The organism is Geodermatophilus sp. SYSU D00696, assembly GCF_054050235.1.
In genome coordinates, this window is the sequence record NZ_JBJGYY010000044.1 from 18,696 (window position 1) to 35,302 (window position 16,607).

Below are 16,607 nucleotides of genomic sequence, written 5' to 3' on the forward strand. Positions count from 1 at the left end.
GCGGGCGGGCCGGGGAGCGCCGGGGTCCACGATGGACGGTGTGACGGCAGGGACCCGCCCCCAGATCTCGCCCTACGCGGCCTTCGACCGCGACGCGTGGCGGGCTCTCGCCGGCAGCCGCACCCTGCCGCTGGACGAGGCCGACCTGCGTGGGCTGCGCAGCCTCGGCGACCGGATCGACCTCGACGAGGTCGCCACCGTCTACCTGCCCCTCGCCGAGCTGCTGGGCCTGCACGTCGCCGCCAGCAAGCGGCTGTGGGCCGCACAGAACCGCTTCCTCGGCGACACCACCGCCAAGGTGCCCTACGTCATCGCCGTGGCCGGCAGCGTCGCCGTCGGCAAGAGCACCACCGCCCGGCTGCTGCAGACCCTGCTGGCCGCCGCACCCGGCTCGCCGCGGGTCGACCTGGTGACCACCGACGGGTTCCTCTGGCCCAACGCCGTCCTCGAGCAGCGCGGCCTCCTGACCCGCAAGGGCTTCCCCGAGAGCTACGACCGGCGGGCGCTCATCCGCTTCCTCGCCGACGTCAAGTCCGGCCGCGGCCAGGTGAGCGCGCCGGTGTACAGCCACCAGTCCTACGACGTGCTGCCCGGCCGGCAGCAGGTGGTCGACCGGCCCGACGTCCTGGTCCTGGAGGGGCTCAACGTGCTGCAGGCCGGCCGCCGCGACGACGGCCGGGTGCCCGAGGTGTTCCTCTCGGACTTCTTCGACTTCTCCGTCTACGTCGACGCTGGGGGGAGCGACATCCAGCACTGGTACGTCGAGCGGTTCCTCGCGCTGCGGCGCACCGCGTTCGCCGACACCTCCGCCTACTTCCACCGCTACGCCGACCTCAGCGACGACGACGCGCGGGCGACGGCGCTGTCGATCTGGGCCGCGGTCAACGGCCCCAACCTGCGGCAGAACATCGCCCCGACGCGGTCGCGGGCCCGGCTGGTGCTGCAGAAGTCCGCCGACCACTCGGTGCGCCGGATCCTGCTGCGCAAGCTCTGACCGGCGTCCTCCGTCTCCTCCCTGTCGCCGTTCCCTTCCCCGGTCACCGCCACCGACCAGATCTGGCGCGTGAGTTGGGGATAACGGCCTTGAGGGGTGTCCCGTCCCAGCGGCGTGCGTGGGACCGCGGTGCGGCGGGCTCGGTGCCCGGCCGCGGCACGGAGTCGGTGGACGGCCGGGCTGCGGACGGTCCCGTCGGACCGCCGACCGGGCGGTCGGCGTGCGCTACCGTCGCGCCCTCCCAGCCGAGGAGTCCCGATGGCGAGGATGCCGAGTCCGAGAGTGCTGGCCGAGGTGCTGCGCGGCGGGGACCTCCGCGCGCGGCTGCGCGCCGCGCGGGAGGGTCTGGCCGGGATCCGGCTGCAGCTGGTCGCCGCCGCGCTCGACCTGGGCCTGCTCGACGCGCTCGGGGAGGGGCCGGCCGGCACCGAGCAGCTGGCCGGGCGGCTGGGGGCGGTCGACCCCGATCTGCTGGCCGCCTACCTCCGCGTCCTCGCAGCCGCGGGGCTGGTCACCGGAGAGGGCGCGTGGCGGCTCACCCGGTTCGGCCGCGCGGTCGTCGGCGACCCGGTGCGCGCGACGTACGAGGCCTTCGGCGGCTACCAGACCGAGCTGTACCGGGATCTCCCGGTGCTGCTGCGCGGTGGCCCGAGGCGCCGCGACGCCGCGGAGCACGGCGAGGTGATCGCCCGGGTGTCCGCCGCGGTCTCCCCGCTGGTCCGTGACCTGCTCGTCCGCACGGTCACCGAGCGTCGGCCGCGCCGGGTGCTCGACGTCGGGTGCGGTGCGGGCACGTACCTGGCGGCCATGCTCGAGGCCGCGCCGGACGCCACCGGCCTCGGCGTGGACGTCGACCCCGACGCCGCGGCGCTGGCCCGGCGCACGTTGCGCGAGCGGGGCCTGGCCGACCGGGCCGCCGTCGAGGCGGTCGACATCCGGGAGGCGCTCGCCGCCGGTCGTCCGGGCGCCCTCGCCGACGGCTTCGACCTGGCCCTGCTCGCCAACGTCGTCTACTACGTGCCGGTCGACGAGCGGGAGCAGCTGCTGCGCGCGGTCGCCCGCCTGCTCGCACCCGGCGGCGTCCTCGTGGTCGTCACCACCGTGGCCGGGCCGCAGCTGTTCAGCCGGCACCTGGACCTGCTGCTGCGGGCGCAGGAGGGCCGCACGGAGCTGCCCGCCGTCGACGTGCTGCGTGCCCAGCTCCGCGAGGCCGGCCTACAGCCGGGCCCGCCGGAGCGAATCGGACCCCCCGGCGCGGCGCTCCGCGCGGTGATCGCGATCCGCTGAGGACGTCGGTCAGCCGGGGCCCTTCGGGCCGGCGCGCGGGACTGCTCACGGGGCGCGCAGACGTGACGCTCACCGACGAGCGGCCGCGCATGGTCCGCGCCCCCGGCCTGCGCCCGCCATGGCGAGGTCTGACGACCCGAAGGGGTCAGGTCGTGGGATTCGTCACCTGACGCCCGGCGGCGCCGCGCGCACACTCGACGACGTCTCGTGATCGGACGATCACTACACGTACACCCGGCGTGAGCCGGCCTGACCGGGAGTCCTCCTGATGTGCGTACACGCGACCCCCTGTCCCGACGCCGCCAGCGACGCGCGTGACCTCGCCGCCGTCGTGAGCAGCCACCCCGAGCAGGGCTGGAGCCTGCTGTGCAACGGCGTCGTCCTCTTCGACGACGACGGCGAGCTGCTGCCCGACGGCCGCGCGGTCGCCGACCACCACCAGTGGCGGACCGCCGGCCTCGTCTCCGCCTAGCACGACCCCGGCGGAGGCCGTCGCGGCTCAGCCGGTGGCGGCCTGCGCCGCCTCGGCCAGCAGCGCGGTGAACGCCGCCGGGTCCGGCGCGGCCGCGTCGGGCGCCGCGCTCTGCGCCAGCACCAGCCCGCGGGAGCCGTCGACGACGATCCCGACGAGCACGCTCACCGTCTCCTGCCCGGCCCGGTCCACGGTGACCTGGACGCTGGCGCTCTGCTCCCCCAGCTGCGGCACGTCCAGGCGGGTCACCTCGGCGGTCGTGCTCCAGCCCCAGGGACCGGTCGCGCTGACCGACGAGCACTCGGCCAGCAGCTGGTCGACCGGCAGCTGCAGCCCCTCGAGCTGCGGCGAGTCGGCCAGCACCTGCACCGTCTGGGTCTGCGGGGTGCGGGCGGCCTGCGCGGCGAGGGTGAGCCCGTCGGCCTCCTCGTCCCAGTCGGGCAGCGCCTCGAGCACCGCCTGGCAGGCCGCCGGCTCGACGGCCACCTCGTCGTCCACGCCGTCGTGGTCGTGGTCGTGCCCGTGGTCCCCGGGACCCCAGTACCCCCAGCGCCCCGGCCAGCCGCCCCAGCCCGAGCCCTCGGCACCGAGCTGCTCGACGCCCAGCGAGACGACGGTTGCGTCCTCGCCGAACGCCGAGGCCGGCAGCAGCCGGTCGCGCAGGTCACCGCCCGCGCCCCCGTCGGCCGGGGGCGCCGGCGTGGCCGACGGCGCCGGGGACGGGGCCGGCGTCGTGCCGGCCGACGGGGTCGACGACGGCGTCGGGCTCGGCGACGGACTCGGTGCCGAGGTCTCGTCCGTGGCCGCGGCCGGGACCATCGGTCCGGGCTCCCCGGTGGCCGCGCAGCCCGCCGTCAGCAGCGCACCCGCGGCCAGCGCCGCCCCCGTCGCCCGGATCCGTCGCCGCGCCGTCGCCGCCATGCCAGCATGATCCACCCGCGCCACGGCCCCGGTCACCCTCCGGAGGTCGTAACGGGGTCCCCAACGCGGCCCCCTCGGCTCAGGCCGGAGCCCCCACCACGTCGGCGGTGGTGCCGAGGTCGTCGGGGGCGCCCTCCCCGCGGTCGGGGACGTGCGTCCGCGGCGCGTGCGCGGGCGCGGGCTCGGCGAAGGCCTCCGGCGACGGGCACGAGCAGACCAGGTTCCGGTCGCCGAAGGCCTGGTCGATCCGCCGCACCGGCGCCAGGTAGCCCCGAGAGGCCAGCCGCGGCACCGGGAAGACCGCCGCCGACCGCGGGTAGGGCCGCGCCCACTCGCCGGCGAGCATCTTCAGCGTGTGCGGGGCGTTGCGCAGCGGGTTGTCCTCGCGGTCGTACTCCCCCGCCTCGACCTTCGCGATCTCGTCGCGGATGGCGACCATCGCCTCGACGAACCGGTCGAGCTCGTCCTTGTCCTCGCTCTCGGTGGGCTCGACCATCAGCGTGCCGGCCACCGGGAAGCTCATCGTCGGCGCGTGGAAGCCGAAGTCGACCAGCCGCTTGGCGATGTCGTCGTTGGTGATGCCGGTGGCCCGGGTCAGCGGCCGGATGTCGAGGATGCACTCGTGGGCGACCAGCCCGCCGGCGCCGGTGTAGAGCACCGGGAAGTGCTCGCGCAGCCGCGCGGCCAGGTAGTTCGCGCCCAGCACCGCGTGCTCGGTGGCCCGCTGCAGCCCGTCGGGGCCCATCAGCCGCAGGTAGGCCCAGGAGATCGGCAGGATCCCGGCCGAGCCGAACGGGGCCCCGGACACCGCCGGGCCCTGCCCGCCGGTGTCGGCCAGCGGGTGCCCGGGGAGGAAGGGCACCAGGTGCTCGCGGACGCCGATCGGGCCGACGCCGGGCCCGCCGCCGCCGTGCGGGATGCAGAAGGTCTTGTGGAGGTTGAGGTGGCTGACGTCGGAGCCGAAGCGCCCCGGCCGGGCCAGCCCCACCATCGCGTTGAGGTTGGCGCCGTCGACGTACACCTGGCCGCCGGCGTCGTGCACCGCCGCGCAGATGTCGCGGATGTCGGTCTCGAACACCCCGTGCGTCGACGGGTAGGTGATCATGATCGCGGCCAGCCGCTCGGCGTGCTGGTCGATCTTCGCCCGCAGGTCGGCGACGTCGACGTTGCCCGCCTCGTCGCAGGCCACCACGACCACCCGCATCCCGGCCATGACCGCGCTCGCGGCGTTGGTGCCGTGCGCGGACGACGGGATCAGGCAGACGTCGCGGTGCGACTCACCGCGGGAGGCGTGGTAGCCGCGGATGGCCAGCAGCCCGGCGAACTCGCCCTGCGAGCCGGCGTTGGGCTGCACGCTCACCGCGGCGTAGCCGGTGATCTCGGCCAGCCAGGTGCACAGCTCGTCGATCAGCTGCCGGTAGCCGCGGGTCTGCTCGGCCGGGGCGAACGGGTGCACCCCGGCGAACTCCGGCCAGGTGATGGCGGCCATCTCCACGGCGCTGTTGAGCTTCATCGTGCACGAGCCCAGCGGGATCATCGTGCGGTCGAGCGCGAGGTCCTTGTCCGACAGGGACCGCAGGTAGCGCATCAGCGCCGTCTCCGAGCGGTGCGCGGAGAAGACCGGGTGGGTCAGGAACGGGGTGCGGCGGCGCAGCGCGTCGGGCAGCGCGTCCGGGCCGTCGTCGTCGAGGGCGGCCTCCAGGGCGGCGTCGTCGCTGTCGACCCCGAAGGCCTCGGCGACCAGCCGCAGCACCGCCGGCGTCGTCGTCTCGTCGCAGGCGACGGCGACGGTGTCGGCGTCGACCCGGCGCAGGTTGACCCGCCGCGCCGCGGCGGCCGCGACGACGGCGTCGGCCCGGCCGGGCACGCGGGCCTGCACGGTGTCGAAGAACTCCCCGTGCACGACCTCGATGCCGCCGGCGCGCAGCCACCCGGCCAGCGCCAGGGCGCTGCGGTGCACCCGGGCGGCGATCGCGGTCAGTCCCTCGGGGCCGTGGTAGACGGCGTAGGCGCCGGCCATGACCGCGAGCAGCACCTGGGCGGTGCAGATGTTGCTGGTCGCCTTCTCGCGGCGGATGTGCTGCTCGCGGGTCTGCAGCGCCAGCCGGTAGGCGACGTCGCCGTCGGCGTCCACCGACACCCCGACCAGCCGGCCGGGCAGCTGGCGGGCCAGCCCCTCGCGGACCGACAGGTAGCCGGCGTGCGGGCCGCCGTAGCCCAGCGGGACGCCGAAGCGCTGGGTGCTGCCGCAGGCGACGTCGGCGCCCCACTCCCCCGGCGCCTCGAGCAGGGTGAGCGCGAGGACGTCGGCGGCGACGACCACCGACGCCCCGGCGGCGTGCGCGGCCTCGGCCAGCGCCCGGTGGTCGCGGACCGCGCCGCTGGCCCCGGGGTAGGACAGCAGGACGCCGAACGCGCCGGCCTCGGGCAGGTCGGCCGGCCAGCCGGCGGAGAGGTCGGCGACGTGCAGGGGGATCCCGAGGGGCTCGGCGCGGGTGCGCAGCACCGCGAGGGTCTGCGGCAGCGTGTCGGCGTCGACGACGAACACCGCGCCGGGCTTCGCGCGACCGGCCCGGCGCACGAGGGTCATCGCCTCGGCCGCGGCGGTGGCCTCGTCGAGCATCGAGGCGCCGGCGACGGGCAGGCCGGTGAGGTCGGCGACCATCGTCTGGAAGTTCAGCAGCGCCTCGAGCCGGCCCTGGCTGATCTCGGGCTGGTAGGGCGTGTAGGCGGTGTACCAGGCGGGGTTCTCGAGGATGTTGCGCTGGATGGCCGCCGGGGTGACCGTGCCGGAGTAGCCCAGGCCGATCATCGGGGTGAAGACCTCGTTGGCGGCGGCCCGCTCGCGCAGCTCGGCGAGGACGGCGGCCTCGTCGGCGGCCGGGGGCAGGCTCAGCGCGTCGCGGTCACGCACCGCCTCGGGCACGGTCGCGTCGACCAGTGACTGCAACGAGTCGTACCCGACCGCCTCGAGCATCGCGGCGGTCTCGTCGGCGCGCGGGCCGATGTGCCGGGCCGCGAACGAGCCCGCGGGGCTCAGCGCACGGAGTGACGGGAGGGGGCCAGCAGCAGCGTCCGCCATTGCCACGACGCTACCAGCGGGGTGCGGCACACCCGCGGCGGCGACCAGCGACGGCGACCAGCGACGGGGGCGATCAGCGTCGATCGACGATCAGCCTCCCTGATCGTGCGGCGTCCTCCCGCACGTCCCACCGTGAGGGAGGACGCCCGACGACCAGGTCACCTGATCGTCGGACAGCGCCGCCGAGGGCCGCCGAGGGCTACGCGGTCTGCGCGCGGCGACGGCGGCGCATCGCCAGCTCGTCGTCGGCGGCGTGCAGCGGGGCGCCGTCGAGCCGCTCGGCGGGGAGCTCGGCGAGCTCACCGGAGAGCTCGCGCAGCGCGCCGGAGACGGCGATGCCGAAGACGCCCTGGCCGCCGGCGAGCAGGTCGACGACCTCCTCGGCCGACGTGCACTCGTAGACCGTCGCCCCGTCGGAGAACAGCGTGACGTTGGCGAGGTCCTTGATCCCGCGGTTGCGCAGGTGGTCGACGGCCTTGCGGATGTTCTGCAGCGACACACCGGTGTCGAGCAGCCGCTTGACCACCTTCAGCACCAGGATGTCGCGGAACGAGTACAGCCGCTGGGTCCCCGAACCGGTCGCACTGCGGACCGAGGGGGCGACCAGGCCGGTACGGGCCCAGTAGTCCAGCTGGCGGTAGGTGATCCCGGCGGCGGCACACGCCGTCGGGCCGCGGTACCCGACGAGGTCGGTGTCGACCTCGTCGTAGTCCGTGGCCCCCACGGCGGCGTCGCTGAAGAGCTGACCCTGGGAGCCCTCGCTCTGGTCGCTCACGTCAGCGGTCCTCCTTCGCGTGCCGTCGCGGTCGCGGCGGCCGTCCCGGTCCGATCCGCTTCCCCACGGATCACACCGGTGTTGTCCGCGACCGTAAGCCGGGCCCACAGGGCGGTCAACTGACGCGGGCGGCGTGTCGCAGCACTCACCCCGACCGGGTGGTATCGGCAGGAGCGGCGCCGGACTCCAGTCGGTGTGCGCAGGACGGGACGCGTGTGACGAACGGGGCGGGTGGGACCCCACCCGTCCCGTCACGGTCAGCCGCCGGACCCCGAACCCGCGCCGAAGTCCTCCGGCGAGATCTGGTCGAGGAACTCGCGGAACTTCTCGACCTCGTCCTCCTGCTCGTCGGGGATCTCGATCCCCACCTCGTCGAGCAGCTCCTCGGCGCCGAAGATCGGCGCCCCGGTGCGGACAGCGAGGGCCACCGCGTCCGACGGGCGGGCGCTGACCACCCGGTCGTCGCCGAAGACGAGCTCGGCGATGTAGATGCCGTCGCGCATCTCCGTGATGTTGACCGCCTCCAGCGTGGCGCCGAGGGCGCGCACGACCTCGCGCAGCAGGTCGTGGGTCATCGGCCGGGCCGGCCGCACCCCCTGCTGCTCGAAGGCGATCGCGGCGGCCTCCACCGCACCGATCCAGATGGGGAGGTACCGCTCCCCCTCCGTCTCCTTCAGCAGCAGGATCGGCTGGTTGCCGGGCAGCTCGACCCGGACCCCGACGACTCTGAGTTCCTGCACCGTGTTGCTCCTCAGCTGCGGCGGTACGGGTGGACACCGGTGCGGCGCGAACGGCGGGCCCTCCGGCGGCCAGTCCACCGTACGCCCGACTCAGGGACCCAGGACGTCCCGGAGTCGTGCTTCCAGGAGGGCGCGGTGCAGCTGCGCGGAGAGGGCCGAGAGCTCGGTCAGCTTCTCGGTGGCGCGGGCCCGGGCGTCCTCGGCGCGCGAGCGCAGCACCGGCGCGACGAGCTGCTCGACCAGCGCGGCCTCCCGCTCGGCGCCGGTGCGGAACACCCGCAAGTGGCGCGGTTCGATGCCGTGCCGGGCCAGGCCCGCGGCGGCCCGCGCGATCGGCAGGTCACCGGCCGGGTGCCGCCCGTCGGCGTCGGGGAGCAGCAGGCCGAACTGCACGCAGTCGGCCAGCTGCCCCTGCTCGAGGCCGGCCGCCCGGGCGAACTCGGCGGCGTCCAGGGAGCCGGCGTCCGGAGCCTCGGTGGCGTCGGTGGCGCCCCCGGCGCCGGCAGCCGGGGCGACCGGCGCCGGGGCCGCCGGCGCGGGCGGGACCGCGGTCCCACCCGCGCCGGGCACCGGCTGCCCCCGGTCCAGCGCGTCGAGGTGCTCCTTGATCACCCGCAGCGGCAGGTAGTGGTCCCGCTGCGCGGTGAGCACGTAGCGCAGCCGGTCGACGTCGGCCCGGGAGAACTTCCGGTACCCCGACGGCGTCCGCTGCGGGGAGACCAGCCCCTCGCTCTCGAGGAACCGGATCTTGCTGATGGTCACGTCGGGGAAGTCGTCGCGCAGGGCGGTGAGCACCGCCCCGATCGTCAGGCGCGGGGTCCGCGCGTCCGCGGCGCCGTCCCCGGACGCGCCGGCGGGCGCTCCGGACACCGGATCAGCGGACCACGTCAGCGGGCGGAGTGCTCGCCGGTGCGCGGGCCGGTCAGGTAGACGAGACGGAACTTGCCGATCTGCACCTCGTCACCGCCGGCGAGGGTGGCGACGTCGACCGGCTCGCGGTTGACGTAGGTGCCGTTGAGGCTGCCGACGTCGTGCACCGAGAAGCCGCCGCCCTCGCGGTGGAACTCCACGTGCCGGCGGCTGACGGTCACGTCGTCGAGGAAGATGTCGCTGTCGGGGTGCCGGCCGGCGGTGGTGACGTCCTGGTCGAGCAGGAACCGGCTGCCGGCGTTCGGGCCGCGCTTGACCACCAGCAGCGCCGACCCGGCGGGCAGGGACTCCACGGCCCCGGCGTGGGCGTCGGCGCCGGGCTCGACGACCTCGGGGACGTCGCCGGTGTCCTCGCCGCCGACCTTCGGGATCACGCTGGTCGACTCGCCGACGCGCTCCTGGGAGAGGGCGGCGCCGCACTGCGCACAGAAGCGACTGCCCTCGGGGTTGTCGTGGCCACAACGAGTGCAGTGCACGTCTGTTCTCCTCCGGTGCAGGGGGCACCGCCGCGACGCGAGTGGCTGCCGCGGGCGGCCGGCGGACGACGGCCCGGTCGGTGCCGTCGTGGTCGGCTGCCGTGCGGCGCACGGCGGGCCGTTGGTCATGGAACCAGCGGTCGTGTCGAGGGTCAACCGGGCGTCGGGGGCGACGCCACACCTGTCCCACGGGCCCGGCGGGGGCCGTTCCCGCGGGGCAGTCTAGTGATCGTCCCGGGGCGGCCGAGGGCGGTGGGGGCGGTCAGGACGCGTCGACCAGCGCCTGGTAGGCGGCCGCGTCGAGCAGGTCGGCGGTGGGGTCGCCGCCGTCGCCGGGCACGGTGATCTCGACCAGCCAGCCCTCCCCGTAGGGATCGGCGTTCACGGTCTCGGGGGCGTCGGTGAGGGCCTCGTTGACCGCCGTGACGGTGCCCTCCACCGGGGAGTAGACGTCGGAGACCGACTTGGTCGACTCCACCTCACCGATGGGGTTGCCGGGGCCCACCTCCTCCCCCACCGCGGGCAGCTGGACGAACACGATGTCGCCCAGGGCGTCCTGCGCGTGGTCGGTGATGCCGACCCGGACGACGGTCCCCGCACCTCCGCTCCCCTGCACCAGCGCCCACTCGTGCTGGTCGGTGTAGCGGCGGTCGTCGGGCGTGGTCATGCGGCGTCGTCTCCGATCGGGGTGGGGTGGTACCGGCGCCGCGGGGCCGCGGGTCAGTCGCCGGGGTCGGGCTGAGCGTATTGAGGCTCGTCGAGGGGCCGCAACGCGTCGACGACGACCCGGTCGCGCTGCTCGATGTCCACGCTGCCGCCCTGCCGGCCGACCCGGTCGACCACGCCGCCGGGGATGCTCATCGCCGTCCGCAGGTCGGCCGCGGAGCCGATGACCACGATCTCGTAGGGGGCGCTCACCGGCCGGCCGTCGACGCGCAGGTCGCCCGGACTGCCGGTGACGGCGGTGGAGACGCCCACCCGGACACCGTCGATCTGCATCGTCTCCGCGCCGGCGCCGCGCAGCTCCTGGATGGCGTCGAGCAGGTCGGCCACCCGCACCCGGCCCTCCGGGTCGCGGACGGTGACCACCAGACCCGGGCCCTCGGCGGCGACGGTGCCGTTGAGGACGGCGAGCGCCTCGGCGCGGGAGCGGGCGTCCTCGAGCGCGGCGGCCGAACGGCTGTCGGTGTCGGACAGGTCGCGCAGCGCGCCGCGCTGGTCGGCGATCTGCGCCCGCAGCCGCTCCTCCTGGCCGTCGAGCTCGTCGAGGATGGCGACCAGCTCCTCCTCCCGGGCGCCGGCGAGGGCCTCGCCGGTGCCGGTGCTGCGCACCTGGACGGCGATCGCGAACCCGAGCAGGACGGTCAGCACGGCGATCAGCGAGGCCGCGACCAGCGACTGGCGCCGCCGGGGCCGGCCGCCGTCGGCGGGCAGGCCGGCCGGCGCGGCACCGGCGGGCCCGGGGTCCTCCGCGGAGGGCTCCTCGGCGGGCCCGTCGGCAGGACCGTCCGTGACCTCCGGGGTGCCGACGGCGTCCGGGGTGTCCGGCACGTCGGGCGCGTCGGGGACGTCGGGCGCGTCGTCCGGACGCGGGGTGTCGCTCATGCCCGGAACAGGTGCCGGCGGATGGCCGCGGCGTTGCCGAAGATGCGGATGCCGAGCACGACGACCACGGCCGTGGACAGCTGCGCGCCCACGCCGAGCTGGTCGCCGAGGAAGACGATCAGCCCGGCGACGACGACGTTCGACACGAACGAGATGACGAACACCTTGGCGTCGAAGATCCCGTCGAGGCGGGCGCGGGCACCACCGAACACCGCGTCGAGGGCGGCGACCACCGCGATCGGCAGGTAGGGCTGCAGCCACAGCGGCACGGTGGGGTCGAGGACGAGGCCGAGCGCGATGCCGACGGCCAGGCCGATGACGGGGATCACGGTCAGTCCCCCGTCCCGCCGGGTGCCCCGGCCGGTTCGCCGGTGGCGGGCGTGGCGGATCGCAGTTCGGGGGTCCCCCCGGCGGGCACGGACAGCTCGTCCTCCTGGGCGAACTCGAAGCGCAGGCCGTAGACCTCGGAGATGGCGGCGAGCGCGCCGACCTCGGGGCTGGCCAGGAACCGCGCCCGGAGGTCGTCCGGGTCGCCGATCGCGCTGACGAGATAGGGGTTGGTCACCGGGCGGAAGTCGACGAGGACCGCCTCACCGGCGAAGCGGATCGCGGTGGTCGGGCCCAGCCGCTGGCCGTTGATGCTGACCGCCTCGGCCCCGGAGGCCCACAGCGCGTTGACCACCAGCTGCAGGTCGCCGTCCTGCACGCGGCCGCGGGCGTCCGCCTCCGCCGAGCCGCCCACGGGATCGGCGTCGGCATCGGGCTCGGCGTTGGCGAGGGTGACCACCAGCCCCGGGCCGCTGACGGCCACCAGCCCGGCGGCCAGCTCGGCGGCGTCGAGGTCGTCGATGGCGCGCTGCCCGACGGCGCTGGCGGCCAGCGCGTCCGCCCGCGCGTCGGTGACCCGGTCGCGCAGCTGCTCGAGCTCGGCGGTCAGGTCGCCGGTGGTGGCCGACTGCGCCTCGATGTCCTCCACCAGCTCGGCGCGGACCTGCTCCCGGCCCTCGGCGCCGGACGCGGCCTGGTCGTAGGTCACCGCCGCCAGCAGGCCGGCGCCGGCCATGGTGGCGGCGACGGCGAGGGCGCCCGCGCGGCGGCGCCGGGCCGGGCCGGCGGGCTCACCGGCGGCCTCCCGGTCCCGGCGGGCCTGCGCGGCGCGGGCGTAGGCCGGGTCGAGGGTCTCGGCCAGCACCTGGTCGAGCAGCGAGGCGCCCATCGAGCGCGGGCCGCCGCCGCGCCGGGCGACGGTCACGGCGCGGGACGGGTCTCCGCGCCCGCCGCGGCCGGGACCGGGCCGGCCCGGTCGGCGCGCACCAGCCCGAGCACCTGCACGACGTAGAACACCCCGGCGAGCACGTAGAGGACACCGCCCCAGATGGTCAGCGCCCACGCGACCGGCTGCACCCACGCCCAGGCGCCGCCGCCGTCGGCCAGCAGCAGCAGCGGGAAGGCGTAGAGCAGGATGAAGGTGGCCGCCTTGCCCAGGTAGTGGACCTGCAGCGGCGGGTAGCCGTGCCGGCGCAGCACCAGGAGCATGACGCCGAGCACGACCTCGCGGCCGACCAGCACCACGACCACCCACAGCGGGACGACGTCGCGCAGGACGAAGGCCACCAGCGTGGCGACGATGTAGAGCCGGTCGGCGGCGGGGTCGAGCAGCGCGCCCAGGCGGCTGGACTGGCCCAGCAGGCGGGCGAGCTTGCCGTCGGCCCAGTCGGTGACGCCGGAGACCATGAGCACGACGACGGCCCACCCGTCGGCCTCCGGGCCCAGCAGCAGGTACAGGAACAGCGGCACGCCGAGCAGCCGCAGCACCGACAGGACGTTGGGCAGGGTCCACACCCGGTCGGGCAGCTCGTTGCGGTCGGCCACCGGGGGCGTCTCCGGCACGGGCGGACCCGCCGACGCCGGGACGGCGGCCGACGGCCCCTGCGACGACGTCACTGCTCCTCCACCCCGGTGCACACCGAGCCCGAGGCTAGTCGAAGGACCCCGCTGCCCCCCGCCACTCGCCCGCTCGTGGCGGGGGGCAGCGGGGCCGCTCCAGCACGTCACCGTCCTCTCCGCTCGCCGCCTCGCGGCGAGCCCCTGCCGCGGAGCCGCTCCCGGCCGGGCGCTAGGCCGGGACGGCGACCAGCGACGCGGGCGCCGGCTCGTGGCCCAGCGGGCGGCGGCTGAACGAGCCGGTGCCGTGGCTGACCGAGCGCAGCGCCCCGGCGTAGCCGAGCAGCTCCATCTCGGGCACCTCGGCGCGGACGGTCGTGCGGTCGCGCTCGGGGTCGGCGTCGCTGCCGGTGACCCGGGCGCGCCGGGAGGACAGGTCGCTCATCACCGCACCGACGTGCTCGCCGGGGACGACGACGTCCACCTCGCACCACGGCTCGAGCACCTTGGTGCCCGCCGCGGCCGCCAGCTCCCGCACGGCCAGCGCGCCGGCGGACTGGAAGGCGGCGTCGGAGGAGTCCACCGAGTGCGCCTTGCCGTCGACGAGCACGAACGCGACGTCGACCAGCGGCCGGTCGTCGTGCACCCCCTTGGCCGCCTGCGCACGGATGCCCTTCTCCACGCTGCCGTGGTACTGACTGGGCACCGCCCCGCCGACGACCCGCTGCTCGAAGGTGATGCCCGACCCGGGCGGCCCGGGCTCGGCCTCCACGACGACGACGGCGTACTGCCCGTGCCCGCCGGACTGCTTGACCAGCCGGCCGGTGGCCTTCGCGGGCCCGGCCAGGGTCTCCACCATCGGCACCCGCACCGGCACGGTGGTCACCGCGACGCCGTGGCGGGTGCGCAGCCGCTCGAGCAGCACCTCGCCGTGCGCCTCCCCCACGCACCACAGCAGCAGCTGGCCGGTGTCGCGGGAGCGCTCGACGCGCAGGGTCGGGTCCTCGGCGGCCAGCCGGGCCAGCGCCGGGCCCAGCCGGTCCTCGTCGGCACGGGAGGCCGCCTCGACGGCGACCGGGTGCTGGGGCACCGGCAGGTCCCAGGGCGGGACCAGCCGCGGGTCGCCGGGCGAGGACAGCGTGTCCCCCGTCTCTGCGGAGGCCAGCCGGGTCACCGCGCACACGTCGCCGGCCGGGCAGGCCGCGACCGGGCGCAGCGCCGACCCCAGCGGGGAGGAGATGGCGCCGACCCGCTCGTCGACGTCGTGGTCGGGGTGACCGCGGTCGGCGCCGCCGTGCCCGGAGACGTGCACGGCGGTGTCCGGGGTGAGGGTGCCGGAGAACACCCGCAGCAGGGACACCCGGCCCAGGTAGGGGTCGGTGGTGGTCTTGACGACCTCGGCGACCAGCGGCCCGTCGGGGTCGCAGGACAGCGGCGGGGCCTTCGAGCCGTCGGGGCGGGACACCGGCGGGCAGCCGTGCTCCATCGGGCACGGGAAGCCGTTGACGACCAGGTAGAGCAACGCGTCGAGGCCGATGTCCTGCAGCGGGGCGGCGCAGAGCACGGGGTGGAAGTGGCCGCGGGCGACCGCGGTCTCCAGGTCGCTCATCAGGTCGCCCTGGACCAGCTCGTCGCCGGCCAGGTAGCGCTCCATGAGCGCCTCGTCCTCGCTCTCGCCGATGATCCCCTCGATCAGCTCGCTGCGGAGCCGGTCGGCGTCGGGGGCCTGCGCGCCGGGCTCGAGCAGGTTGACCACCCCCTGCACCGCGCCGTCCGGGCCGCGGTCGACGAGGTGCACCGGGTAGACGCCGGCGCCGAGCACCGTCTGGCACAGCCGGACGGTCTCCTCGACGTCGGCCCGCGGCCGGTCGAGCTGGGTGACGACGACGGCGCGCGGCATGCCGACCGCGGCGCACTCCTCCCACAGCTGCACGGTGGCCGCGTCGACGCCGCCGACCGCCGAGACGACGAACAGCGCGGCGTCGGCGGCGCGCAGTCCGGCGCGCAGCTCGCCGACGAAGTCGGGACTGCCGGGGGTGTCGAGCAGGGTGATCCGGGTGCCCTCGTGCTCGACGGTGGCCACGCCGAGGGTGACCGAGCGCTGCTGGCGGACCTCGACCTCGTCGCCGTCGAGGCAGGTGGTGCCGTCCTCGATGCGGCCGGCGCGCGGGATCGCGCCGGTGGCGGCCAGCAGGGCCTCGGCGAGGGTCGTCTTGCCGGCGCCGGAGCGGCCGACCAGCGCCACGTTGCGCACCCGGGCGGCCTCGCGCGGGGCGGGCGCCGGGGTGACCTCCTTACCCACGGCGGGCTCCTGCCCGGTGGCCGTCCTGGGCGGGTTCGGGCACGGGGACCTCCCGGGGTCGTCACGGATGTGGTCTGCCTCACAACCCTGCCCGCGCGCCCGCCGCCCGGCAAGCCCCCGCGCTCAGTCGATGGCGGCCGCCCCCACGAGCAGCGGCGCGGTGCTGCCCGCCCAGCCGTCGGGGGTCACGTCGGCGACGGCGACGGTGACGTCGTCGCGGCTGCCCGCGGCCAGCGCGGCGAGCACGAGCCGGGACGCGGCGGCGGCGGGACGGCGCTCGGCGGCCAGCACCCGCCGCAGCGTGTCCGGCGGGACGACGCCCGACAGGCCGTCGGAGCACAGCAGCAGGCGGTCGCCGGGCTCGGCGCGGACGGCGAGCAGGTCGGCGGGCCCGGGGTCCTGCGCGCCGCCCAGGGCCCGCAGCAGGACCGACCGCATCGGCGAGGCGGCAGCCTGCTCGGCGGTCAGCTCCCCGGAGGCGACGAGGGCCGCCACGAGGGTGTGGTCGGTGGTCAGCCGGGTGAGGACGCCGGCGCGCAGGACGTGGGCGCGGCTGTCGCCGACGGAGGCGACGACGAGGCGGCCGTCGCCGGTGAGCACGGCCGCGACGCAGGTGGTGGCCATGCCGGTGAGCGCGGGGTCGGCGGCCGCGGCCGCGCGGACGGCGGCGTCGGCGGCGGCGACCGCGGCGGTCAGGCCGGCGTCGGGCAGGGCGTCGTCGCCGGTGGCGCGCGCGCGGGTGGCGCGCCGGCTCACCTCGGCGACCGCGAGCCGCGCCGCGGTGGCGCCGCCGGCCCCGCCGCCCACGCCGTCGGCGACGACGAGCGCCGTGGGCCCGGCGTACCCGGCGTCCTGCACCTCCCCGCGCGGGCCGGCGAGGGAGGCCGCGGCCGGGTCGAGGACGAGGCCCGCCGGCGGCCCGCCGGTGCGGGGCGGTCCGGGCCGGCCGCCCGGCGCCTCCGCCGTCGGGAACCACGGCAGCGGGACGGAGGGCGCGGTCACGGCGCCCACTGTGGCCCACCGGGCGCCCCGGCGGACGCGGACGGGGGGGGGGGGGGGCCCGGGGGGGGCGCCCCGGGCGGGGGGGGGCGGGGCGGGGGGGGGGGAGTGGGGGGGGGGGGGGGGGGGGGGGGGGGGGG

At 76.5% G+C, this 16,607-nt stretch carries 16 protein-coding genes; 3 read left to right on the forward strand and 13 right to left on the reverse strand.

What is annotated here, in order from left to right; all coding sequences use genetic code 11:
• Positions 1-31 precede the first annotated feature (31 nt).
• From coaA to ACI79O_RS20975, 3 genes are all read left to right on the forward strand, one after another.
• A complete protein-coding gene (gene coaA, locus ACI79O_RS20965; protein WP_456915104.1) occupies positions 32-994 on the forward strand; it encodes a type I pantothenate kinase in 963 nt (320 codons plus the stop codon).
• 267 nt (positions 995-1,261) lie between these two features.
• Positions 1,262-2,281 carry a class I SAM-dependent methyltransferase gene (locus tag ACI79O_RS20970; protein ID WP_456889803.1) on the forward strand — a complete coding sequence of 340 codons (1,020 nt, stop codon included), beginning with the start codon at positions 1,262-1,264 and terminating at the stop codon, positions 2,279-2,281.
• A gap of 268 nt (positions 2,282-2,549) precedes the next feature.
• Positions 2,550-2,753, forward strand: coding sequence for a DUF5999 family protein (locus ACI79O_RS20975; protein WP_456873224.1), 204 nt, complete (start codon positions 2,550-2,552; stop codon positions 2,751-2,753).
• 27 nt (positions 2,754-2,780) lie between these two features.
• On the opposite strand, the gene ACI79O_RS20980 is transcribed toward ACI79O_RS20975, so the two are convergent.
• The 13 genes from ACI79O_RS20980 to ACI79O_RS21040 all read right to left on the reverse strand — a co-directional run bounded on the left by ACI79O_RS20980 (position 2,781) and on the right by ACI79O_RS21040 (position 16,470).
• Positions 2,781-3,674 (reverse strand): hypothetical protein, encoded by an 894-nt coding sequence (locus ACI79O_RS20980; RefSeq protein ID WP_456915105.1) that lies wholly within the window; start codon positions 3,672-3,674, stop codon positions 2,781-2,783.
• A gap of 79 nt (positions 3,675-3,753) precedes the next feature.
• On the reverse strand, positions 3,754-6,756 hold the full coding sequence (gene gcvP, locus ACI79O_RS20985; protein WP_456915106.1) for an aminomethyl-transferring glycine dehydrogenase: 3,003 nt from the start codon (positions 6,754-6,756) through the stop codon (positions 3,754-3,756).
• A gap of 199 nt (positions 6,757-6,955) precedes the next feature.
• Positions 6,956-7,531 (reverse strand): MerR family transcriptional regulator, encoded by a 576-nt coding sequence (locus ACI79O_RS20990; protein WP_456873220.1) that lies wholly within the window; start codon positions 7,529-7,531, stop codon positions 6,956-6,958.
• A 257-nt stretch (positions 7,532-7,788) separates the two neighbouring features.
• On the reverse strand, positions 7,789-8,271 hold the full coding sequence (locus ACI79O_RS20995; RefSeq protein WP_456873219.1) for a bifunctional nuclease family protein: 483 nt from the start codon (positions 8,269-8,271) through the stop codon (positions 7,789-7,791).
• A 90-nt stretch (positions 8,272-8,361) separates the two neighbouring features.
• Positions 8,362-9,141 carry a transcriptional regulator FtsR gene (gene ftsR / locus ACI79O_RS21000; protein ID WP_456915107.1) on the reverse strand — a complete coding sequence of 260 codons (780 nt, stop codon included), beginning with the start codon at positions 9,139-9,141 and terminating at the stop codon, positions 8,362-8,364.
• Positions 9,142-9,158: 17 nt separating this feature from the next.
• Positions 9,159-9,677: an oxoglutarate dehydrogenase inhibitor Odhl gene (gene odhI / locus ACI79O_RS21005; protein WP_456893452.1), complete on the reverse strand. Its 519-nt coding sequence runs from the start codon at positions 9,675-9,677 to the stop codon at positions 9,159-9,161.
• A 262-nt stretch (positions 9,678-9,939) separates the two neighbouring features.
• Positions 9,940-10,344 carry a glycine cleavage system protein GcvH gene (gcvH, locus tag ACI79O_RS21010; protein ID WP_456893454.1) on the reverse strand — a complete coding sequence of 135 codons (405 nt, stop codon included), beginning with the start codon at positions 10,342-10,344 and terminating at the stop codon, positions 9,940-9,942.
• A 53-nt stretch (positions 10,345-10,397) separates the two neighbouring features.
• Positions 10,398-11,282 carry a DUF881 domain-containing protein gene (locus ACI79O_RS21015; RefSeq protein WP_456893456.1) on the reverse strand — a complete coding sequence of 295 codons (885 nt, stop codon included), beginning with the start codon at positions 11,280-11,282 and terminating at the stop codon, positions 10,398-10,400.
• On the reverse strand, positions 11,279-11,611 hold the full coding sequence (locus ACI79O_RS21020) for a small basic family protein (RefSeq protein WP_387988172.1): 333 nt from the start codon (positions 11,609-11,611) through the stop codon (positions 11,279-11,281). The genes ACI79O_RS21015 and ACI79O_RS21020 overlap by 4 nt, the downstream gene beginning before the upstream one ends.
• A gap of 2 nt (positions 11,612-11,613) precedes the next feature.
• Positions 11,614-12,534 carry a DUF881 domain-containing protein gene (locus tag ACI79O_RS21025; RefSeq protein WP_456915108.1) on the reverse strand — a complete coding sequence of 307 codons (921 nt, stop codon included), beginning with the start codon at positions 12,532-12,534 and terminating at the stop codon, positions 11,614-11,616.
• Positions 12,531-13,226, reverse strand: coding sequence for a CDP-alcohol phosphatidyltransferase family protein (locus tag ACI79O_RS21030; protein WP_456893460.1), 696 nt, complete (start codon positions 13,224-13,226; stop codon positions 12,531-12,533). The genes ACI79O_RS21025 and ACI79O_RS21030 overlap by 4 nt, the downstream gene beginning before the upstream one ends.
• Before the next feature lie 172 nt (positions 13,227-13,398).
• The gene (locus ACI79O_RS21035) at positions 13,399-15,537 is read right to left on the reverse strand and encodes an elongation factor G-like protein EF-G2 (RefSeq protein WP_456915109.1); all 2,139 of its coding nucleotides are present in this window, start codon (positions 15,535-15,537) and stop codon (positions 13,399-13,401) included.
• 54 nt (positions 15,538-15,591) lie between these two features.
• Positions 15,592-16,470: a PP2C family protein-serine/threonine phosphatase gene (locus ACI79O_RS21040; protein ID WP_456893462.1), complete on the reverse strand. Its 879-nt coding sequence runs from the start codon at positions 16,468-16,470 to the stop codon at positions 15,592-15,594.
• Between the last annotated feature and the right edge of the window lie 137 nt (positions 16,471-16,607).